The following is a 21,826-nucleotide window of genomic DNA, read 5'->3' as shown; positions in this document are numbered from 1 at the left end:
GCGCGCGGCGCTGGAACGGGCGCAGCACGCAGGGTAGTTTCTACAATGCCACAGGTAACAAAGCCCGCGCCGCACCGCACCACCCGCGCGCCGGCGGCAGCGCCAATGCGCCGTTCTGCTGGCATGGAGTTCGCATCGCGCAAGGACCGCCGCTGGCCGGTCCGCTTGCGCCTCCCCTACCACCCCAGAAGGCAGGAGCCGAATTTGAACGCCGACCCCTTTCTCTCCGCCCCCGGCACCCGCTCGGCCGTGCCGCGGCTGGCGCCGTTCGACTGCTTTGCCGCGCCGTCGGCATCGGCCTTCTGCTCCAACGATGAATCCGCACAGGACTACCTGTTCGGGCCCGCCTGGCTGCCCGATGGCCGGGTACGCTTCCGCCTGTGGGCGCCCGACGCCGCCGCGCAGGGCCAGGCGGTGCGCGTGGAAATCGCCGGGCTGGGTCCGGTGCCGATGGCGTGCGGGCCCAACGGCTGGTTCGAGGCCATCGTGCCGGGCTGCGCGGGCGCCCGCTACTGGTTCCGGCTTGACGATGGCACCACCGTGCCGGATCCGGCCTCGCGCTGGCAAGCCGACGACGTGCACGGACCCAGCATCGTGCCTGCCCGCGACGCCGCCCGCGCCTTTGCGTGGACCTGCCCGGACTGGCGCGGCCGCCCGTGGCACGAAGCCATCATTTATGAAATGCACGTTGGCCTGTGCGGCGGCTATGCGGGTGCCGCGCAGCAACTGCCGCGGCTTGCGGCGCTGGGCTTCACCGCGGTCGAGCTGATGCCGGTCGCCGAGTTTCCCGGCACGCGCAACTGGGGCTATGACGGTGTGCTGCCGTTTGCGCCGGAGTCCGGCTACGGCACGCCGGACGACCTGCGCGCACTGGTCGACCGCGCCCACCAGCTTGGCATGATGGTGCTGCTGGACGTGGTCTACAACCATTTCGGCCCCGAAGGCAACTACCTGCACCGCTATGCCAGCGCGTTCTTCCGCGCGGACCGGCAGACCCCATGGGGTCCGGCCATCGATTTCCGCCGTCCGCAGGTGCGACGCTTCTTTACCGAGAACGCGCGCTACTGGCTCGAGCAATTCCGCTTCGACGGCCTGCGCCTGGACGCCGTGCATGCCATCGAGGACGAAGGCTGGCTGGCCGCGCTGCCGCGCGAATTGCGCACCGCGCTGGCCAACGGCGATGGCGCCCATCGCCATGTGCACCTGGTGCTGGAGAACGATAACAACGATGCCGCCCTGCTGGCCGCGGGCTACGATGCACAGTGGAACGACGACGCCCATCACGCGCTGCACGTGCTGCTGACCGGCGAGGGCGACGGCTACTACCGGGACTACACCACGGCCGCCGATGCCGGCGATGATGACCGTGCTGACAACGTTGGCAATGGCGCGGCCACCGCCGGTCGCGGGCTGCCTGCCCTGCGCCATCTCGCGCGGGTGCTTGGCGAAGGCTTTGCCTACCAGGGCGAACGCTCGGCCTTCCGCTCGGCCGCCCTGCCGGCGGTGGCGGAGGGCGTACGGCGCGGCCAGCCCAGCGCGCACCTGCCACCCACCGCCTTTGTCTGCTTCCTGCAGAACCACGACCAGACCGGCAACCGCGCCTTCGGCGAACGGCTGGCGCAACTGGCCGACCGCGACGCGCTGCGCGCGGCGATCGCCATGCAGCTGCTCTGCCCGCAGGTGCCGCTGGTGTTCATGGGCGAGGAAACCGGCACCCCGCAGCCATTCCTGTATTTCACCAGCCATCCGCCCGAGCTGGCCCGTGCCGTGCGCGACGGCCGCCGGCGCGAGTTCGCCGCGACCGCCGCGTTCCGCGACGACGCCCGCGCGGCTGCCATCCCCGATCCCAACGACCCGGCCACGTTCGACGCTTCGCGCCCGGCCTACGAGGATGATGGCGACTGGACACCGTACTACCGCGAGCTGCTCGCCGTGCGTCGCCGGGAGCTGCTGCACCGGCTGGCCGGCTGCCAGAGCGCCGGGGTTGATGTGCTGGGGCCGGCGGCGCTGTGCGCGCGCTGGCGGCTGATGGACGGCGTGGAGCTGAGCCTGTGGCTGAACCTGGGCAACGAAGCCGTGCCGTGCACGCGTCCGTGCCACGACAAGAGCACGGCGCTGCATGAGAGCAGCGCTGGCGCGGCCGCCGCATTGTCGGCCGGCCTGCTGCCGCAGCGGTGCTGCGTGGCCACCGTGTGCGAGCCTGCCGTGGCACGGGCCCGATGATGCCGGACGGCGCGCCGCAAGCCCTGCCGCGCGCAACGGCCCGGCTGCAGCTGCATCCGGGGTTCACCTTTGCCGATGCCGCCGCGGTGGTCGGCTATTACGCCCGGCTGGGTGTCAGCCACCTGTACCTGTCGCCGGTATGGGGCGCGCGCCCCGCTTCCACCCACGGCTATGACGTCACGGATTTCACCGCCGTGCGCGCCGAACTGGGCGGCGAACCCGGCCTGAAGGCGCTGGCCGCGCGCGCCCGCGAGGCCGGCCTCGGCCTGATCGTCGACATCGTGCCCAACCATATGGCGGCCGACCCCACCCACAACAGCTGGTGGCGCGACGTGCTGGCGCATGGCCGCGGCAGCCCCCACGCAGCGAGCTTCGACATCGACTGGACCCCGCGCGACACGGCCCTGCACGGCAAGGTGCTGCTGCCGATGCTGGGGCAATCGTACTGGGACACCGTGGTGGCCGGCGAACTGCGCTGGGTCCCGGCCAGCGACGACGCGCCCGCCCATCTGCGCTATTTCGACCACACGCTGCCGCTGGCGCCGGGCAGCCTGGACGCCGAAGCCGGGCGCCACGGTGCGGCCTGGTACGACGCCACACGTCCCGACGGGCGCAGCCGGCTCCATGCCTTGCTGGAGCGCCAGCACTACCGGCTGGCGTGGTGGCGCACCGCTGCGGCCGCGCAGAACTGGCGCCGCTTCTTCGAGATCAGCGACCTGGTCGGGGTGCGCGAGGAAGAGCCGCGGGTGTTCGAGGCAGTCCATGCCCTGGTCTTGCGTTTGCTGCGCGAGGGCTGGATCGACGGCGTGCGCGTGGATCATGTCGATGGCCTGGCCGATCCCGCCGGCTACTGCCGCCGGCTGCGCGCCGAACTGGACCGCCATGCCGCCGCGCGTCCGCCAACGCTGCGGCTGGAGCGTCCGTGGCTGGTGGTCGAGAAGATCCTCGGCCCGCGCGAGCGCCTGGCGCCGGACTGGCAGGTGCACGGCACCACCGGCTACGATTTCATGGACGAGGTGGCCGCGGTGCTGCATGACGGCGGCGGCGAGGCGGCGCTGGATACGCTGTGGGCCACAGTCAGCGGCGATGCGCGCGCCTTTCCCGCACAGGTCGAGGCCGCGCGGCATCAGGTGCTGGAGCGGCACCTGGTGACGGAATTCGAAGGCGCCGCCGCATGCCTGCGCGACTGCGCCGAACAGGACCCCGGCACGCGCGACCTGACCCGGGCGGCGCTGCGGCGCGCGCTGGCGGCACTGATGGCGGCGGTGCCGGTGTATCGCAGCTACTTCGATGCGCACCCCGCCGAACGCGATGCCGCCGCGGCCCTTGCCGACGACGCCATGCTTGACCAGGCCATGCAGGCTGCGCGCGCCGGCCTGGCGCCGGACGAAGCCGTTGCCCTTGCCTTTATCGGCGGCTGCCTGCGCACCACCGCGCCAGCGGACAGCGAGACCGGAGCACTGCGCCGCAGGCTGCAGCAACTGATGCCCGCGCTGGCCGCCAAGGCCGGCGAGGACACCGCGTTCTACCGCTACGGCCGGCTGCTGTCGCGCAATGAAGTCGGCAGCGATCCGGCCCGGCTGGCGATACCGCCGGCGCAGTTCCACGCCCGCATGGCCGAGCGGCGCCTGACCTGCCCCTACGCCATGCTGGCCACTGCGACCCACGACCACAAGCGTGGCGAAGACGCGCGCATGCGCCTGGCGGTGCTGAGCGAGGTGCCGGGTGCTTGGGCCGATGCCGTGGCCGCGTGGGAGGCCGCATCGGCACCCCTGCGGGCGACGCTGCCGCAAGTGCCCGACCCCGGCGACCGGCTGATGCTGTACCAGACCCTGATCGGCGCCTGGCCGATGGAGGAGCCCAGCCCTGGCGACGACGCCGGCGCCGCGCAGCCTTTGCTGGAGCGCGTCGGCGCGTGGCAACGCAAGGCCATCCGTGAAGCCAAGCGCCATGGCAACTGGACCTGCCCCGATCTCGACTACGAAGCCGGGTGCGAGGCCTTCCTGCGCGGCATCGCCGCCGGGGGGCCAGGAGACGGGCCCGGCGGCGTGCTGGCGCAGATCGGCCAGTTCGCCCAGCGCATTGCCCCGGCCGGCGCGGTCAACAGCCTGGCGCAGGTGCTGGTGCAACTGACCGCACCCGGCATCCCGGACCGCTACCAGGGCTGCGAAGGCTGGGACCTGAGCCTGGTCGATCCCGACAACCGGCGCCCGCCCGACTACGCCCGGCTGCAGGCCCGGCTGGGCTGCAGCGCGGGCTGGGCCCACTGGCTGGCGCACTGGCACGACGGCCGCATCAAGCAGCAGCTGGTGCGCCAGGTGCTGGCGGTACGCCGCGCGCATGCGGCGCTCTTCGCCGACGGCCAATACAGCATGCTGGCCGCGCAGGGTGCGCTGGCGCCGCAGGTGCTGGCATTCGCCCGCACTGCCGACGGACGGCAGGCCATCACCGTGGTGACCCGGCTTGCCGCCGCGCGCGTCGACCCCGCCATGCCGCGCATTCCGCAATCGGCCTGGGGGGATACCACGCTCAACGTCGGCGCGCCGCAACGCAGCCGCTGGACCGACGCCCTCACCGGCCATGTCATCGACGCCCCCATGGGCCGGTTGCGGCTGCGCGACGTGCTGGGCGGCCTGCCGGTCGCGCTGCTGCTGCGTGAGCCTTGACGCGTCCGGCTCAGGAGTGCGGCGGCGCCGTGGACTGCAATACGATCGGCGTGAGCGCACCGCGGGGACCATGAGTACCATGCGGACCGTACCAACCATGCGGACTGTCCGAATCGCGCGGCACGGCGTTCGGCATGGCATGGCTGGGCTGCGGTTCGCGCGACGCCTGTGTCGGCGAGGCGCTGCGCTCCTGCGGCAGATAAGGGCGGATCACCACGGCCACGTAGTCGTCTTCCTTGGGCGTCACCACGATGTACGCGAGCCCCGACATCACCAGGCCGACCTCGCCGAGTTCGGTAGCGATGCGCGCCACGATAAAACGCTGCAGCAGCATCGGGTTGACGCTGTCGTCGATCGCAAGCGCGGCGGTGCAGATGGTCAGGAAGCAGCGTTCGACCTCGCGGCACACCACCACCACTTCATCGATGGCGTAGCCGGCGCGGCTGGCGCGCACCAGCACCGAAACCCCTGTGCTGGGCGCGGCCCGGTGCCAGCCGGGCTTGACCTTGAAGCTGGGCAGCGCCAGGCCCGAACCGGTGTCCTGCGCGACGGTGTTGAAACGCTGGGCGAAGTCCGAAGGCGTGATCGCAAGCAGCTGGCGCTCGACCGGTGCCGACGACACCGATACCGACGAGGCCAGGACCACGGTGGACAGAATGCTGGCTAGGTTCATCGCTTCCTCGCAACGGCTGATACGCTCCCCCGCGCTGTCGGGCCCGGCAGCACGCAGCGGCAAGCTGCGCCGCGGCGGGAAGGCCGGCGTTGCGCGCTGTGCTCGCCGGCACATGCCGCACGCCAGTTGTTGCCAGCATTTCCTTCACTATAGACAGGAAAGACAGGACCGCACGCAAGCACACGACGGAACGCAAGCGGCACGCCAAGACGCCGCGCCTCATCCCTGCGCACCGCCGCCGGCGCGCTGTGCCCGGCTAGCCGCGCGCGCCATGCAGTTTCTGCAGGGCCTGTAAAAACTACGGCGCATGCGGCACCCGCGCGGCACCCGGGCCAGCGCCGCATGGCGCACAGCCGGTGTCGTGACGCAGCACATGACGGCCGCTGGCAACGCCGGTGCGAGTGCCTTGGCGGGAACGGAGCTTGCAGGCTAATGACAGATGCGGGCTGCACCGCAGCCTGCCTGCATGCACAGGAGGACCCTATGACCGCACGCTCCCGCTCTCGCCTGGCCGGCCTGGCGTTGCCGCTGGCCGTGCTGGCCATGGCCTCCTCACAGCCCGCCGCGGCGGCCGCGACCGACGCGCCTGCGGCGCCGTCTTCCACCGGCCACACCGCCGCGCCGCGCGACACCGCTGCCGCCAGCGACCGTGCCATCACTGCCGAGGTCCAGGCACGGCTGGCCAACGCGCGCACGCTCGATCCGGCCCGGATCCGGGTGTCGACCACCGACGGCGTGGTCAAGCTGGAAGGCACCGTGCGCGACGACAAACAGCGTACGATGGCCATGGAACTGGCGCGTTCGGTGCGCGGCGTCAGCGCCGTATCGGACGAACTGCGCGCCGGCACCGATTGACCTGTCGTTTGACCGGCAGCCATGCCACCCTTGATGGAGACGTGATGAGTACCCATCGCCAGCCCGACCACGACACCACCCGCCGCCGCAGCGAGCCCCGCGACCCGCACAAGGGCGGCCCCGACACCGAGCACGAGCGTGGCAAGCCGGGACGTGACCGGCGCCACGATGTCGAGCGCGAGCATGACATTCCTGACGAAAACGGCGAACCGCCCTCGGTCAGGCGCCCAGGCGGCAAGCCGGAGGAAAGCGAACCGCCCGTGGAAAACTATTGAACGCTCGCGGAATTCCTTTTACCCACTCGAACAGGAGGCACGATGAGCAAGACCGTACGTACCGGACCGACCCGGCATGCCGGCGTCAGGCACGATCGCGTGGGCAGCACGCCAACGGGCCGCCGCGAAGGCGCGCAGGCCGCGTCAGGCCGTGGCCGTTCGCGCGAGAACACGGCCACCGGAGCAGCGCGCGCCGACGCCGGCAATATCCCCAGCACGCTGGATCCGGACCTCGACCAGGAAACCGACGATATCGAGAACGAACTCGAGCAGCGCAATGAAGAGGCGCATAGCCCGGAAGAAGAGGAAACCCCCGAAGAAGAGATCGCGGATGAAGTGGTCCGCGCGGCCGAGGCCCTGCCCGCGGATGTGCCGGTCGACAAAGCCGACCGCACCGACGAACGGGAAGAGAATCCGCCACGGGCGCCGCGGGTGGATTAACCCTGCCCTTGTGCGAACCGATAGGTCAGGCGGTGCCGTAAGCGCTCCGGCACCGCCATTTGTCATTCCGATGCCAGGATGCCGTACGGACGCACACGGATGTGGTTGATGACGTCCTGCACCCCGAACACGCGCTCGGCAACTTCTTCGATGTCGTACTTGCTGCGGCGATCGCCGACGTGCCCTTCCAGCGTGACCAGGCCGTCCTGCACGTGCACCGTCACCTCGCTGACATCGAGCTCGTGCGCATGCGCCAGCCGGTCGCAGACCTCATCATGGATGCGGTCGTCACCGCGGCGATAGTTCTTCGGCCCGCTGCCCCGGTTACTGCCCCGGTACGCCGGCGTGTCCCAGTCGCCCGGGTCATAGCCACCGGTGTCACCGTAGCGCGCACCGGCAGGACCGCCATACCAGTCGCCCCTGCTCGCCGCCCAGCGCTCGTCACCATACGGATCGCGCGGATCGCGAGCCGCGCTGCGGCGCCCCGACCATTCGTCTTCATAGCGGGACGCTTCCCAGTCGCCGGGTTCAGGCGGCCAGCGCCGTGACTCTCCCGTCCTGCCGGACCAACCTTCCGGGCCGGCTTCGAACGGCCGGGTCTCATCGCGCGGCAGGCGCTCCGCGGTATTGCCATAGCGGCCCGCGGTCAGGTTGCGCTGCCGGCGGTTGCGCGCCTGCGCGGGAATGCCGCTGTAGCCCTGGTCGTTGCTGCCGTACTGGTGATCGGGTCGCCTGCGCAGGTAATCCTCGTCACGGTGTTTCATTGAAGTCCTCCTTCATCGCGCGCGCAGTGGCGCGCCGCTCGTCCCAGCCGCCTTCGGGCACTTCGAAACACGCCACCAGCGGCAGGTGATCGGAAGCCACCCGCGCCAGTGGCGAGCGATGGCTTGCCACCGACACAAGATGCGCGCGTGGTGACACCCAGATGCGGTCCAGCGCAAACAAGGGCAGCCGCGACGGAAAGGTCGCCGTATGCGGGGTGTGCTCGAAATACGCATGCAGCCAGCGCAGCGGCCGGCCCCACAGGAACCATTCGTTGACGTCGCCCAGCAGGATGGTTGGCAGCGGCGGCGCGGTGGCCACGTAGTTGAGCAACTGCTGCACCTGGTGGCGTCGCTCGCCGGGGCGCAGCCCCAGATGCGTGGCAATCACGCGCAGCGGATTGGCGCATCCCGAGGCGGTGCAGGCAACCGTGGCGTCGATCGCGCCGCGCGGCTCGCAGCCCTTGACGGTCAGGTCGATCTGGTTCACGGCCTCGGGGGCGAAGCGTGTCAGCAGGGCATTGCCATAGTCGGCGCTGCCGCGCACCCGCGTAAAGCCCGCGACCATGTGCATGCCGGTGTGTCCGGCCAGATATTCGAGCGTATGGTCGTTGCCGCTGCCCGATTCCACCTCCTGCAGCGCGACGATATCGGCGTCGAGTTCCTGCAGCACGGCGGCGATCCGGTCGGGGCGGTAGCGGCGGTCAGTGCCGACGGCGCGGTGGATGTTGTAGCTGACCACCGTCATCTGGGCCAGCCCCGCCGCGCGCGTGGGCCGGCAGTGCAGCGCCGCCGGCGCCTCGGCCACGGCCGGGGTGTCGCCGGGTTCACGCGCGTGGGCAGGATTTACAAGGGACGGTAAGTCCGGTTGCATTCGCATGGCCGGTCTCGATGTGCGCTGGGGAGGCGCGACCCTCAGGCCCCGTCAAGGAACTTGCTGGGCTTGCCGATACGGCGGCCCAAGTCAGGGCTTTCCCAGCGCGCGCCATCCATGTAGGGATCCGGTGTGCGCTGCATGGTCGTGCCGGGCATGCCAGGCTGCGCCGGCATGGTCGACGGCTGGGCCTCCGGTGCGGTTGCCGCGGGGGCCGTCGGTGCGAGATCAGTACGCGTCGGCGCGTTGGCGCCTTGCGAGTAAGGATCGAACTTGTCGGTGCTGCGCGCGCCCTGCGAATACGGGTCGTACGAGCCGCGCGGCGTACCCGGCGTCTGCGCCATGGCGGGAAGGGCGGCCGCGGCCACGGCGATGGCGGCGAGGAGTTGGCTGGTGCGGATATGCTTCATGGTTACCTCCGTTAGGGCGCGATGTGCGCGCCAGTAACCATGGGCAAGCGAAAGGCGTGCCCGTACGCCTTTCGCATCGCCACGCTTGCCAGCCGCTTGCCTCAGGCGATGCCGACCTTACCCGCGTCGGCATTGCCCCGCGCCAGCACCGGCGCCAGCGCCGCACCGGTGTGGCTGGCGCGGTTGCGCGACAGGGCTTCGGGATCGGCGGCGCCCACAATGCCGCCGCCGCCCGCGCCGCCCTCGGGTCCCAGGTCGATGATCCAGTCTGCCTCGGCAATCACGTCGAGGTCATGCTCGATCACCACCACGCTGTGGCCGCCGTCGGTAAGCCGGTGCAGCACGCGGATCAGGCGCGCCACGTCGGCCATGTGCAGGCCCACGGTCGGTTCGTCCAGCACGTACAGCGTATGCGGTGGCTTCTGGCCGCGGCGCGTGATGTCGTCGCGCACCTTGCTCAGCTCGGTGACCAGCTTGATGCGCTGCGCTTCGCCGCCGGACAGCGTCGGCGAGGGCTGCCCCAGCGTCAGGTAGCCCAGTCCCACATCCTTCATCAGCTGAAGCGGATGGGCGATGTTCGACATGGCCGCGAAGAACTCCACCGCCTCGTCGATCTCCATCGTCAGCACTTCGCCGATATTCTTGCCGCGCCACGTCACCGCCAGGGTTTCGGGGTTGAAGCGCTGCCCGTGGCAGACGTCGCACGGCACCTTCACGTCCGGCAGGAAACTCATGCCGATGGTGCGCACGCCCTGCCCTTCGCACGCCGGGCAGCGCCCGTCGCCGGTGTTGAACGAGAAGCGCGAGGCGGTGTAGCCGCGTGCGCGCGCTTCCAGCGTATCGGCGAACAGCCTGCGGATGGTGTCCCACACGCCGATATAAGTCGCCGGGCATGAGCGCGGCGTCTTGCCGATCGGGGTCTGGTCCACTTCCAGCACGCGGTCGATCGATTCCCAGCCGGTGACGTCGTCGCAACCATGCCAGTTGTGCTGGACGTTGAGCGGCTTCCTGCCTGAGGCCTTCGCCGCGCCGCTCGCATCCTTGGCCGCATTGCGCGCGCGCCGGGTCGCCGGCGACGACAGCACCGAACGCCCGACCGCATCGAGCAGGTTGGTCATCAGCACATCGCGCGCCAGCGTGGACTTGCCCGAACCAGACACGCCGGTGATTGCCACCAGCCGCGACAGCGGAATGCGTGCCGTCACGTTGCGCAGGTTATGCAGCGACGCGCCATGCACCGTCAGCCAATGCGGCGGCTCCGCCGGCTTGCCCGCGGCGCCGGGCCTGACCGCGCGCCGCGGCTGCAGCGGATGGACGATCGGGTTCGCCAGGAACTGGCCGGTGGCGGAAGCCGTCGCCGCGGCCAGTTCGGCCACGCCGCCCTGCGCCACGAGCGTGCCGCCACGCTTGCCCGCGCCGGGGCCGATGTCGATGATGTGGTCGGCGCGGCGAATGGTGTCTTCGTCATGCTCGACCACCACCAGCGTGTTGCCCTTGTCGCCCAGCTTGCGCAGCGCGTCCAGCAGGATCTGGTTGTCGCGCGGATGCAGGCCGATGGTGGGCTCGTCCAGCACGTAGCACACGCCCTGCAGGTTGCTGCCGAGCTGCGCGGCCAGACGGATGCGCTGCGCCTCGCCGCCGGACAGGCTGGGCGCGGCGCGGTCCAGGCTCAGGTAGCCCAGCCCCACCTCCTCCAGGAACTGCAGGCGGCTGCCGATCTCGCTGACCACGTCGCGCGCAATCTCGGCGTCGCGCCCGGCCAGGCGCAGGCCGTCGACCCAGCGGCGGGTATCCGACACCGTCCACTGCGCCACGTCGACAATGGCGTGCGCGTCGAAGGTGACCGCGCGCGCCACCGGGTTCAGGCGCGTGCCATGGCAGTCCGGGCACGGCGTGTCGGCCACGCCTTCGGGCTCCTGCTCTTCCGACGGCAGGCTCTGCTCGCGGCCGCGGTTGTCATCGGCCAGCACGGTATCGTCGAAGGCGGCGCGCTGCTCGCCCGTCAGTGCCAGCCCGGTGCCGACGCAGGTGGTGCACCAGCCGTGCTTGCTGTTGTACGAGAACATGCGCGGATCCAGCTCCGGATAGCTGGTGCCGCATTGCGGACAGGCTCGCTTGGTCGAGAACACCTTGACCTCGCCGACGTGCGCGGTGCCGCCGTTGTGCATGGCATGGTCGAGTCCGTCCAGCGGGGCCAGCAGGTGCATCACGCCCTTGCCGGCCTCGAGCGTCTGCGCCAGCAGCGCGCGCAGTTCAGCCTCGTTCTCGGCCGACACCACCAGGTCGCCGACGGGCAGCTCGATGGTGTGCTCGCGAAAGCGGTCCAGCCGTGGCCACGGGTCCACCGGCAGGAATTCGCCGTCGACGCGCAGGTGCGTATTGCCGCGCGCCTTGGCCCATTTGGCCAGGTCCGTGTAGACCCCCTTGCGGTTGACTACCAGCGGTGCCAGCAGTCCCACGTGCTGGCCACGATGGTCGCGCAGCAGCTGTGCGGCGATCGAATCGGGGCTCTGCGACGTCACCGGCGCGCCGTCATGCACGCAGTGCTGGATGCCGAGCTTGACGTACAGCAGGCGCAGGAAGTGCCAGACCTCGGAGGTGGTCGCGACCGTGCTCTTGCGGCCGCCGCGCGACAGCCGCTGCTCGATCGCCACCGTGGGCGGGATGCCGTAGACCGCATCCACTTCGGGCCGGCCCGCGGGCTGCACGATCGACCGCGCATAGGCGTTGAGCGATTCCAGGTAGCGGCGCTGCCCCTCGTGGAACAGGATGTCGAACGCGAGCGTTGACTTGCCGGAGCCGGACACGCCGGTGACCACGTTGAACTTGCCGTGCGGGATGTCGACGTTCAGCGCCTTCAGGTTGTGCTCATGCGCATTGACGATGCGCACCACGTCCTCGCCTTCCACCTCGCGGCGCGCGCGCCGCGCCTGCAGCGCGGCCTGCAGCGGCACGCCTTCCATCTCGGCGCGTTCGGCGGCCAGCGTGCCGGCTTCGCCGAGCGCCGCGTCATAGTGGATCAGCGCCTGGCCGGTATGCGAATCGGGGCAGCGCTTCACGTCCTCGGGCGTGCCGGTGCAAACCACGCGACCGCCCGCGTCGCCGCCTTCGGGACCCAGGTCGATCAGCCAGTCTGCGGCGCGGATCACATCCAGGTTGTGCTCGATCACGATCAGCGAATGGCCGCCATCGAGCAGTTTGCCGAAGGCCTGCATCAGCTTGGCGATGTCGTCGAAATGCAGCCCCGTGGTGGGCTCGTCGAACATGAACAGCCGGCGCGGCATGGTGCTGGCCCGGGTGCGCGACGGCGTCGCCTGCGCGGCTTCGGCCAGGAAGCCGGCCAGCTTGAGCCGCTGGGCCTCGCCGCCCGACAGCGTCGGCACCGGCTGTCCCAGCTTCATGTATTCCAGCCCGACATCGACAATGGGCTGCAGCACGCGCAGCACCGCGGCGTCGCCGGCAAAGCATGCCGCGGCCTCGCTGACCGTGAGTTCCAGCACGTCGGCGATGCTGAGCAGGCGTGGCGGCTGGCCGGGTGCGGCGCGCTCGATCTTCACCTCCAGCACTTCAGGACGGTAGCGGGTGCCGTCGCAGTCCGGGCAGCGCAGGTAGACATCGCTGAGGAACTGCATCTCCACGTGCTCGAAGCCTGAGCCGCCACAGGTCGGGCAGCGTCCGTCGCCGGAGTTGAAGCTGAAAGTGCCGGCGGTATAGCTGCGCTGCAGCGCCAGCGGCGCCCTGGCGAAGAGCTTGCGGATCTCGTCGAAGGCGCCGACGTAGCTGGCCGGGTTGGAGCGCGCGGTCTTGCCGATCGGCGACTGGTCGACAAAGACCACGTCGTCGACCAGCTCCGCGCCCGTCAACTGGCGGAACGCGCCCGGAGATTCGGTGGCCTTGCCGAAGTGCCGCGCCATGGCGGGATACAGCACGTCCTGCAGCAGCGTGGACTTGCCCGAGCCGGACACACCGGTCACGCACACCAGCCGCTGCAGCGGGATCTCCACCGTGACGTCCTGCAGGTTGTGCTCGGTCGCACCCGCCAGCACGATGCGCGGCTGGCTGGCATCGACCGGCCGGCGCTGCCAGTGCGAGGCGTCGGCCACCCGCCGGCGCCCGCCGAGGTAGTCGCCGGTCAGCGTGCCGGCATGGCGGATATCCGCCGGCGTGCCGTCGAAGATGATATTGCCGCCGCGCTCGCCGGGGCCGGGACCCATGTCGATCAGGCGGTCGGCGGCCAGCATCACCGACGGATCGTGCTCCACCACCACCAGCGTATTGCCCGCATCGCGCAGCCGGTGCATGGCTTCGACAATGCGGTTGAGGTCGCGCGGGTGCAGGCCGATGCTGGGCTCGTCCAGCACGAACAGCGTGTTGACCAGCGAAGTGCCCAGCGCCGTGGTCAGGTTGATGCGCTGGACCTCGCCGCCGGACAGCGTGCGGCTCTGGCGGTCCAGTGTCAGGTAGCCCAGGCCCACGTCGCACAGGTACTTCAGGCGCGTGCGCACTTCGGCCAGCAACAGCTTGAGCGCATCGTCCAGCATCGCGCTGGGCAGCGTCAGCGCGTCGAAGAAGCGGCGGATCCGTTCGATCGGCAGCAGCATCAGGTCATGCACGGTCAGGCCCGGCAGCGCCTCCAGCTGCGTGCGGCCCCAGTCCACACCGCGCGGCAGGAAGCGGCGCTGCGGCGTCAGCACGGCGTCGGCGTTCTCTTTCGACCCCAGGCGCCACAGCAGCGACTCGGTCTTCAGGCGCGCGCCGCCACAGGTTTCGCACGGCGTATAGCTGCGGTACTTCGACAGCAGCACGCGGATGTGCATCTTGTAGGCCTTCGACTCGAGATAGCTGAAGAACCGCATCACGCCGTACCACTGCTTGTTCCACTGCCCGTTCCACTCCGGCGAGCCATGGATGACCCAATCGCGCTCGGCCTCGGTCAGCTCCGCCCAGGGCGTATCGCGCGGGATGCCGGCCTTGCCGGCATAGCGCATCAGGTCGTCCTGGCATTCCTTCCACGCCGGCGTCTGCATCGGCTTGATCGCGCCGCCGCGCAGGGTCTTGCGCGCGTCGGGAATCACCAGGCCCAGGTCGACGCCGATCACGCGGCCGAAGCCACGGCAGGTTTCGCAGGCGCCGTAGGCGGAGTTGAACGAAAACAAGGCCGGCTGCGGGTCGGCGTAGCGCAGGTCGCTGTCCGGGCTATGCAGCCCGGTGGAGTAGCGCCAGACCGGGCCGTCGTCGCCATCGGTCAGCACGTAGATGTTGACGCGTCCGCCGCCTCGCTTGAGCGAGGCTTCAATGGCCTCGACCACGCGCACTTTCTCGGCATTGCCGAGGCGGAAGCGGTCGGCGACCACGTCGAGCAGCTTGCGCGCGCCGGTGGGCGACTGCACCACGCGCTGCGCCTGCACGCGCGTATAGCCACTGACCGACAGCCATTGCTGGACTTCCTCGTCGGTGGCCGATTCCGGCAGTTCCACCGGGAACGTCACCACCAGCCGGGCGTCATGGTGCGGCTGGCCCGCGGCCGTGCGCGCGAGCAGTTCGGCATAGATGGTTTCAGGCGAGTCATGGCGCACCGGCAGCGCGGTCTGCTTGTCGAACAGCTCCGCCGCGCGCGCGTAGAGCAGCTTCAGGTGGTCGTTCAGCTCCGTCATCGTGCCGACCGTCGAACGCGAGCTGCGCACCGGGTTGGTCTGGTCGATGGCAATGGCCGGGGGCACGCCGTCCACGCGCTCCACCTGGGGCCGGTCCATCCGGTCCAGGAACTGGCGGGCGTAGGCGCTGAAGGTCTCGACGTAGCGGCGCTGGCCTTCAGCATAGAGCGTGTCGAACACCAGGCTGGACTTGCCGGAGCCGGACGGCCCCGTCACCACGGTCATCTCGCCGGGACGCAGGTCGAGATCGACATCCTTGAGGTTGTGCTGGCGGGCGCCGCGAATGCGGATTAGCTGCTTGCTCGACACGATTTCTCTTTCGGATCAGGACGTTAAAGGGAGGGCGGGAAACGTCCCGACCACTGTACATCCATACAGTCTATCAGGTTGGAAACGAATTCGTATCGATCTGGCGGTCGCGAATCAGACAACTGACGGTGCGGCCGGACGTGCCCGGGGTTTTCATGGCTGCTTTCACCCTTCCCTGGCCCGCATAAGCATTTCGCCAAATTGCTATTTATCGATTACCGGTATACGATATGATCCAGTCATTCCGCTGTTCCGACACCTTTGATCTGTTCACCGGCCGCTGGGTGCCGCGTTTTGCCAACCTCCGCGCGGCGGCCGTGCGCAAGCTCGTCATGCTGCATGAGGCAACAACGCTCGATATGTTGCGCTCGCCGCCGGGCAACAGGGTTGAGCGGCTAAGCGGCGAGCGCAAGGGCCGCTACAGCATTCGCATCAACAACCAATGGCGGATCTGCTTTATCTGGACCGACGACGGCCCTGCTGCCGTCGAAATCATCGACTATCACTGAAAGAGGAACACCATGGCGCATTTCAAAGACGGCATGCCGCCGGTCCATCCTGGCGAGATCCTGCGCGAGGAATACCTGGTGCCACTGGACATGAGCGCCAACGCGCTCGCGGTCGCCTTGCGCGTGACCGCGGCCCGCATCAACGAGATCGTGCGCGAAGAGCGCGGCATCACCCCGGACACGGCGCTGCGGCTGGCGCGCTACTTTGGCGGTGATGCGCGTTCGTGGCTGAACCTGCAAACCAACTATGACCTGAAGGTTGCCGAGCGCGATCATGGCGAGCGGATCGCAGCGGAAATCACGCCGCGCGACCCGGCGGCACACGCGGCTCCATCCCAGGCGGGAAAGTAAAGGCGCACGGGGCGGCGCAGCCGCGCTGCCCCGTGGGCCAACCTACCGCGACAGCGCTTCCCCCACCGCCCGGAAGGCCCGGAACGTAATCGCATTGTTGGCCGCATTGCCGGCAACCGGATGCGAGGCGTACCGCACGATGGTCAGCTCGGCCTGCGGGTCGATGTAGATACGCTGGCCATGGATGCCGGCGGCCTGGAACATGCCATGGCTGTCGTGCGAGACCCACCACATGTCGCGGTAGCTCCAGCCCGGCAATACCGGCGCGCTGGCGGAGCGGGCAAATTGTTCGCGACTGCCACCGCGGCGGATATCGGCCACCACCGACGCCGGGATGATCTGCCTGCCGTTGAAGCGCCCGTTGCCGCGGATGGTTTCGCCGAAGCGCGCGAGGTCGCGCAGCGTAGTGTTCAGGCCGCCGCCGCCGGACTCGGTGCCGATGCTGTCGACGGTGAAGTACGCGTCCTGCTCGGCGCCCATCGGCTGCCAGATCCGCTCGGACAGCAGCTTCGCCAGTGACTGGCCCGACGCGCGGCGCACGATCCACGCCAGCACCTCGGCATTGACGGTCTTGTAGGCAAAGGCGGCATCGTGGTCGCCGTCCTTCTGCAGCGTCTTCAGGAAATCGTAGAAGGTGTCGGGGCCGTTGTACTTGGCGGGACGGGCCAGCATGCCGCCCGCGCGCGCGTAATCCCAGACCTCGGCCTTGGGGTCGGCATAGTCTTCCGAATAGCGCACGCCGATGGTCATGTCCATGACCTGCCGCACCGTCGCATCGCCGTAGGCAGTCCCGGCCATCTCGGGCAGGTAGCGCGTCACCGGGGCGGCCGGGTCCAGCTTGCCGTCTGCCGCCAGCATGGCGGCCAGCGTGCCGACGAACGACTTGGTCACCGACATCGCGATATGCGGCGTATGGCTGTCGAGCGCGCCGAAATAGCGCTCGTAGATGACCTTGCCCCTGTGCATCACCAGGATGCCGTCGGTATAGGTCAGCGCCAGCATCTCGTCGAAGGTCCGGCGCGTACCGTCGGCATCTGTGAACGGTATCGCGCCGATGTCCTGTTCCGCGCGCGGCAGCACGCTGGCCGGGCCGGCTCCGCGCCATACCGATGCGGTCGGCCCCAGTTCACGCACATGCGAGAACAGCCAGCGGTTGCGCGGAAACCTGTTGCCTCCCGGCTCATGCTTGATCAGCTTGTCCGGCGGCGGCGGAAACCCCTGCATCCAGCCCAGGCGGGTCGGGTCGGTGGCCAGCGCCGCGGCCACTGTCGTCGCCGGTGCGGCCGGCGCGGACGCAGCACTGGCAGCGGGCTGGCTCCACGCCGGGAGGCTCGCCGCGAACAGGGCCACGCCCGTCAGGCGGTGCCATGGCCGCGGGGATTTCCGATGGGGCTTCAAAAACATGCTGTCTCCTTGGATTATTTTGGTCGGCATTGCCGCACTTGGCTTAGTCCGTCGATACCCCCGCGCCTTGCTGATGCGCGATCAGCGCTGCCGTCAGCTTGTCAATGCAACGGTCCAGCGTCCGCACCTCTGCCTCGGTCAGCACCGACAGGAACATCTTCTCCAGCACGTCGCCGCGCTGGTACGTCCGCGCCACCAGGGCTTCGCCGCTAGGCGTCAGGTAGAGGTTCAATTGCCGGGCATCGGCTTCGCCCACTTCACGACGCAGCAGGCCCCGCTTCGCCAGCGCGGTGACCAGCTTTGAGGTCACCGTCTTTTCCAGCAGCACCAGCTCCATCAACCGCGTCAGCGTCAATCCCGGTTCCAGCCCGGCGAAACGCAGCACACGCAGTTCCCGCAGGCCGATGCCGAATTCACGCTCGTAGAAGCCGGATGCCGAGTTCTTTGTCATCTCGCACAGCCGGTTCAGGCGGAACGACATGAACTCGAGAATCGAGGGGGTGGAATGGTCTGGATTGGACATGGGAGCAGGAAGTCAGGCGGCGAATGGATTCTATGAGCAATAGTTGCCATTGGCAACTATTGCACCAAAATCCCGCGGCACCCACGTGCTACAACACCGATATGGTCAGCGGCCCTGACGCATCCTAGGCGCTGGAAGGCTCGCCACGCCCGGCAAGCGCATCGCGCGGAACCGGGATCGTGCGGCGGTACCAGTCCTCGACCCAGCCTTCGACCAGGCTGAAATCCCGAACCAGCGCCGGGCGGCGCAACCGCACGCCCCACACACGCAGTTGCAGGAATTCCGGCGAAGGCCGTGTCCGCCATGACGGTGGCCCGAAGAGCGCAAGCTCGACCTGGAAGAAGCCATCGTCGGGACAGGTCAGGAGCGTGACGCGCGGCGTTTCCTTGCTGATTTCGCTCCACCCGGTATGCACGCTCAGCAAGGTCGGCGAACGCACGAACTGCGTCAGTTCCAGTTCTGCGTGAGTAAAGGAAACGCCGTTTTGCTCCTCGATTGGCGCGCCGAACAACGAGGGCTGCCAGCTATGTTCGACGGCCAGGACATCGCCCTGGCACAGCTGCAGGTAGTACCGGAATATGTGGCGCCGCTCGGCCTGCCAGGCCGTGGTGGGGTCGGCGATACCGGCTTCGTCCCACGCTTGATGCTGGGGATCGAACAGCACCAGGGCGCTGCGCGGCACCGATGTTTCGTGCCGTTCCGGCATGGCGGCGCGGTCCAGCGCCGTCGACTCGTGGGTAATATGGACGCGCCATTGACCCGCGGCGTCGCAGCTCCACGCTGCACCACTCTGCTGCTGGGGCACATTGCTCTGCGCCAGGCGGTCGGGAGAGTCCGATCCTAGCCACGCCTCGATCTCGCCGTGTTCGGCTCCGGACGGGTCGCCCTGGCCCACGCCGATCTCATAGACGCCGTCATGCGTGATGGGAATGCACTCGAATCGTGAGGCGTTCAACTGGATTGCACGACACGGCAGGCCGCCGTCGCGCCAGCGTCCCGAGATGTCGCAAAGCCAGGACTGCCCGGGCGGCGCGTCGGCCGGCGGCGCATAGCGCAGCAGCAGGCGGTCGCCGCCGCGCAGGAAGTACTCGCGGGTGTCGCAGATGCCCGGGCGCGGCCAGCGCTCGTTGAAGGAAATGCCCAGGACGTCGAGGGGCAGATACCAGCCGTTGCCCTCCGGGGCTGGTTGGGCGGTGGTGGCTGCCGTCGTGACCGCCTGCGAAGCCGGCACAAGGCTCGGCGCGGATGTGTGCGCCACATCCCGAGGCGCCTTGTCGCAAGGCAGCGGACTTGTCGAGCCTGGGGAGACCGAAAGCTGCCGACCACCGGCGTCGCCAGCCAACCGCCCTGCCAGGATAATCAGCAGCACTTCGCCGGCCCAGACGGCGACGGCCAGCACCGGCACCCACCAGCCAGACACGGCCTGGCTGGCCACAAGCACGGCGATCGCGGCGAGAATCCAGTGCATGGGCGGTTCCGCGAAAAGAAAATGGCGCATGGCCCGGGCAGTCTGCCGGCCAGCCGCCGCCTCAGCGCTATCAGTCCAGCAGATGCCCCATGCGCGTGCGCTTGGTCGCCAGGTATTTCTCGTTTTCGGCGTTGGAGGGCACGATGTGGCGCAGTTGCTCCGAGACCGTAATGCCGGCCTTCTCCAGCGCGGCGGCCTTCAGCGGGTTGTTGCTCATGAGGCGCACGGATTTGACGCCCCACTGGTGCAGCAGGTCCGCGGCAAACGCATAGTTGCGGGCGTCGATGGCCTGGCCCAGGGCTAGGTTGGCGTCCACGGTGTCGAGCCCGCCGTCTTGCAGGCGATAGGCCCGGATTTTCTCGGCCAGGCCAATGCCGCGCCCTTCGTGACCGCGCAAGTACAGCAGGATGCCTCGGCCCTCGGCGGCGATCTTTTCCATGGCGAGTTCGAGTTGCGGCCCGCAATCACACCGGCAAGAGCCGAACACGTCACCGGTCAGGCATTCGGAATGCATGCGGATCAGCACATTGTCGCCCGCCACCTCGCCAACGCTGAGGGCCAGGTGTTCGATGCCTGAATCGGCGCCCTTGAAGGCGTGCGCCGTGAAGTCGCCGAATCGCGTCGGCAGGCGCGCCGAGTCGATCAGCTCAATTTCTGTGTCATTCATACCGGAATTCTTGGTCAAAAGGCGGGGGCGCAGCCCGGCACCGCCGACATTATGAGCGGAATCGGTCGTTCGCGCTCGGATTCCCCGCCAGGCCTGGCGCCGCGCCGGGTCGGCCAATTCCTACAAGCGCAAGCGCAGTCCACTTATGCAGCCGCTTCAAACGGATCTCTAGACTCGGTATACAGGACACTGGTCGTCCCCGGCGGGCTGGAATGCATGGATGCAACGCGCGGGGGTACGGCCGCAGCCGGAGTTCGCCATGACAACCAATCCCTTGAACGCCGAGGCAGCCAGCACCAAGATCGCAGCATTGTTCGACTCCAAGCTGGCGGCCAGCAGCGCCGCCGAGCGCGTTTGCTATGAGGCGCACCTGAAGCGCGGGCAGGTGCGGCTGGTGCACCCCTACGAAGCCCATTTTGGCCGCAAGCTCGAGCCTGAGAACGATGGCATCGTGCAAACCGCGCTGCGTTCGCACCTGATGATGGCCGCGCTCGGTGCCGTAATCGGCCTTGCGGTGGTGGGCATCCTGCATCGGCAGGAAATCGAGGCGGTGATGCAGAGCCCCGGACTGGCCACCGGCGCGGCAATTTTCCTTGGGGTGATGTTTGGCATGCTGCTGGCTGGGTTGATAACCGCGCGGCCGGATCATCAACTGGTGATCACGCCGGTGCGCGAGGCGGTGCAGCACGGCCGCTGGGCCGTGCTGGTGCACCCCACCACGCCGCAGCAATGCAACGAGGCCCTGCGCGCGCTGCGCAATACCACCGCCGAAGTGCTCAGGACAGCTTGATCACGGCTCGACCGAAGTCTCGCGCTTCAGGGTGCGCAGCACGAAGGTCGAGCGACTGTGGCGCAGGCCGGGCAGCTTGTAGAGCTTGTGCCGCAAAAACTCCTCATAGCCCTGGGTGCCGGCCACCGCCACCTTGATCAGGTAGTCGTATTCGCCGGTCAGCAGGTAGGCTTCCATCACCTCCGGTAGTTCCGCCAGAGCCTTGCCGAAGCGGTACAGCATGTCGTCGTCGTGCCGCTCCAGCGTGACTTCGATCAGCACGGTGTCGGGCAGGCCCAGGGCCTTCTGGTTCAGCAGGGCGGCGTAGCCTTCTATCACCCCGCTCTCTTCCAGCGCGCGCACGCGGTTCCAGCACGGCGTGGCCGACAGGCCCACCTGCTCCGCCAGGCGCGCGTTGGACAGGCGGCCATCCCGCCGGAGTTCACGCAGGATGCGCCGGTCGGTGTCATCAAGTTTGGGTGACTGTGCCATCAAGTATCATGAAGGAAGAATAGTCTCCCTATAATTCTACCAACGTGGGATGAATATCCTGATATAGGCGCTGTTACGGAGAAAATCAGAAAGCCAATTCTGCACGCCGGCTGGTAAATTTACCTGCACAGATCGACTGCCGGAAACGACACATGCCAGCCTCCCGCCCTCTTCCCACCCTGCGCCTGTCGCTGCGCCTTGACCCCGCCGATTTATTTGGCGCCATGGAATGGGTGCTGGCGAATGCGCGCCGTACCGGACTCGCGCCGCAGAAGCTGGATTTCGACGACGCCCCGCAACCCGTGCTGCATGCCACCCTGACGGCAAACGACGCCGGCCTGCTGTGGCTGTTCCTGCGCCGCCTCGATAACGGCTTCGACGTGGAACTGCTGGTTGCGGACGTGGAGGATCCGGACGATGACACCGCGGCCGAGCCGGCGCCGCGCGCCGCGACTCGCCGCGACAGCGCCGCTGCGCTCATGCTGACGGCCTGAACCGGCCG

The 21,826-nt window shown here is 68.6% G+C and carries 19 protein-coding genes; 9 read left to right on the top strand and 10 right to left on the bottom strand.

What is annotated here, in order from left to right:
* Positions 1–204: 204 nt before the first annotated feature.
* Together ACOCMH_RS07860 and treY are read left to right on the top strand one after the other, a co-directional pair.
* Positions 205–2,223 carry a malto-oligosyltrehalose trehalohydrolase gene (locus tag ACOCMH_RS07860; RefSeq protein ID WP_427306341.1) on the top strand — a complete coding sequence of 673 codons (2,019 nt, stop codon included), beginning with the start codon at positions 205–207 and terminating at the stop codon, positions 2,221–2,223.
* The gene (gene treY, locus ACOCMH_RS07855; RefSeq protein ID WP_427306340.1) at positions 2,220–4,889 is read left to right on the top strand and encodes a malto-oligosyltrehalose synthase; all 2,670 of its coding nucleotides are present in this window, start codon (positions 2,220–2,222) and stop codon (positions 4,887–4,889) included. Before ACOCMH_RS07860 ends, treY begins: the two co-directional genes overlap by 4 nt.
* Positions 4,890–4,899: 10 nt before the next feature.
* On the opposite strand, the gene ACOCMH_RS07850 is transcribed toward treY, so the two are convergent.
* A complete protein-coding gene (locus ACOCMH_RS07850) occupies positions 4,900–5,562 on the bottom strand; it encodes a malto-oligosyltrehalose synthase (protein WP_427306339.1) in 663 nt (220 codons plus the stop codon).
* 483 nt (positions 5,563–6,045) lie between these two features.
* Between ACOCMH_RS07850 and ACOCMH_RS07845 the strand changes: the two genes are divergently transcribed.
* From ACOCMH_RS07845 to ACOCMH_RS07835, 3 genes are read left to right on the top strand one after another with little or no spacing between them, the layout of a single operon-like run.
* Complete coding sequence (locus ACOCMH_RS07845; RefSeq protein ID WP_427306338.1) at positions 6,046–6,417, top strand: BON domain-containing protein; 372 nt, start codon at positions 6,046–6,048, stop codon at positions 6,415–6,417.
* A 44-nt stretch (positions 6,418–6,461) separates the two neighbouring features.
* Positions 6,462–6,692 (top strand): hypothetical protein, encoded by a 231-nt coding sequence (locus ACOCMH_RS07840; RefSeq protein ID WP_025585081.1) that lies wholly within the window; start codon positions 6,462–6,464, stop codon positions 6,690–6,692.
* Between the two features lie 42 nt (positions 6,693–6,734).
* Positions 6,735–7,133, top strand: a complete 399-nt coding sequence (locus ACOCMH_RS07835) for a hypothetical protein (RefSeq protein ID WP_427306337.1) — start codon at positions 6,735–6,737, stop codon at positions 7,131–7,133.
* 62 nt (positions 7,134–7,195) lie between these two features.
* On the opposite strand, the gene ACOCMH_RS07830 is transcribed toward ACOCMH_RS07835, so the two are convergent.
* The 4 genes from ACOCMH_RS07830 to uvrA form a co-directional block, all read right to left on the bottom strand.
* A complete protein-coding gene (locus ACOCMH_RS07830) occupies positions 7,196–7,897 on the bottom strand; it encodes a BON domain-containing protein (protein WP_427306336.1) in 702 nt (233 codons plus the stop codon).
* Positions 7,884–8,774 (bottom strand): endonuclease/exonuclease/phosphatase family protein, encoded by an 891-nt coding sequence (locus tag ACOCMH_RS07825; protein WP_427306335.1) that lies wholly within the window; start codon positions 8,772–8,774, stop codon positions 7,884–7,886. Before ACOCMH_RS07825 ends, ACOCMH_RS07830 begins: the two co-directional genes overlap by 14 nt.
* 35 nt (positions 8,775–8,809) lie before the next feature.
* A complete protein-coding gene (locus ACOCMH_RS07820) occupies positions 8,810–9,178 on the bottom strand; it encodes an endonuclease (RefSeq protein ID WP_427306333.1) in 369 nt (122 codons plus the stop codon).
* Between the two features lie 101 nt (positions 9,179–9,279).
* Entirely contained in the window at positions 9,280–15,141 is a 5,862-nt protein-coding gene (gene uvrA, locus ACOCMH_RS07815; RefSeq protein ID WP_427306332.1) for an excinuclease ABC subunit UvrA, read from the bottom strand.
* A gap of 230 nt (positions 15,142–15,371) precedes the next feature.
* Here uvrA and ACOCMH_RS07810 point away from each other — a divergent pair, with 230 nt between their 5' ends.
* Positions 15,372–15,650, top strand: coding sequence for a type II toxin-antitoxin system RelE/ParE family toxin (locus ACOCMH_RS07810; RefSeq protein WP_427306331.1), 279 nt, complete (start codon positions 15,372–15,374; stop codon positions 15,648–15,650).
* A 12-nt stretch (positions 15,651–15,662) separates the two neighbouring features.
* Positions 15,663–16,001, top strand: coding sequence for a HigA family addiction module antitoxin (locus ACOCMH_RS07805; RefSeq protein ID WP_427306330.1), 339 nt, complete (start codon positions 15,663–15,665; stop codon positions 15,999–16,001).
* Between the two features lie 42 nt (positions 16,002–16,043).
* Here ACOCMH_RS07805 and ACOCMH_RS07800 read toward each other — a convergent pair whose 3' ends face one another.
* From ACOCMH_RS07800 to ribA, 4 genes are all read right to left on the bottom strand, one after another.
* The gene (locus ACOCMH_RS07800; protein WP_427306328.1) at positions 16,044–17,405 is read right to left on the bottom strand and encodes a serine hydrolase domain-containing protein; all 1,362 of its coding nucleotides are present in this window, start codon (positions 17,403–17,405) and stop codon (positions 16,044–16,046) included.
* Positions 17,406–17,448: 43 nt separating this feature from the next.
* Positions 17,449–17,928, bottom strand: coding sequence for a MarR family winged helix-turn-helix transcriptional regulator (locus ACOCMH_RS07795; RefSeq protein ID WP_427306327.1), 480 nt, complete (start codon positions 17,926–17,928; stop codon positions 17,449–17,451).
* 124 nt (positions 17,929–18,052) lie between these two features.
* Positions 18,053–19,396, bottom strand: a complete 1,344-nt coding sequence (locus ACOCMH_RS07790) for a hypothetical protein (protein WP_427306326.1) — start codon at positions 19,394–19,396, stop codon at positions 18,053–18,055.
* Between the two features lie 70 nt (positions 19,397–19,466).
* Positions 19,467–20,063 (bottom strand): GTP cyclohydrolase II, encoded by a 597-nt coding sequence (gene ribA / locus ACOCMH_RS07785; RefSeq protein ID WP_171513641.1) that lies wholly within the window; start codon positions 20,061–20,063, stop codon positions 19,467–19,469.
* Between the two features lie 259 nt (positions 20,064–20,322).
* On the opposite strand from ribA, the gene ACOCMH_RS07780 reads away from it, so the two are divergent.
* On the top strand, positions 20,323–20,853 hold the full coding sequence (locus ACOCMH_RS07780) for a riboflavin biosynthesis protein RibA (RefSeq protein WP_427306325.1): 531 nt from the start codon (positions 20,323–20,325) through the stop codon (positions 20,851–20,853).
* Here the strand turns inward: ACOCMH_RS07780 and ACOCMH_RS07775 are convergent, their stop codons facing one another.
* Positions 20,854–21,324, bottom strand: coding sequence for an Lrp/AsnC family transcriptional regulator (locus ACOCMH_RS07775; protein ID WP_012356231.1), 471 nt, complete (start codon positions 21,322–21,324; stop codon positions 20,854–20,856). It abuts the gene before it with no gap.
* Positions 21,325–21,476: 152 nt separating this feature from the next.
* Here ACOCMH_RS07775 and ACOCMH_RS07770 point away from each other — a divergent pair, with 152 nt between their 5' ends.
* Positions 21,477–21,818, top strand: coding sequence for an AsnC family transcriptional regulator (locus ACOCMH_RS07770; protein WP_427306324.1), 342 nt, complete (start codon positions 21,477–21,479; stop codon positions 21,816–21,818).
* Positions 21,819–21,826 lie beyond the last annotated feature (8 nt).

Origin of the sequence: Cupriavidus sp. H39 (assembly GCF_050271075.1) — a bacterium.
Classification (GTDB): Bacteria; Pseudomonadota; Gammaproteobacteria; order Burkholderiales; family Burkholderiaceae; genus Cupriavidus; species Cupriavidus necator_B.
This window is presented reverse-complemented; position numbering and strand designations above follow the sequence as displayed.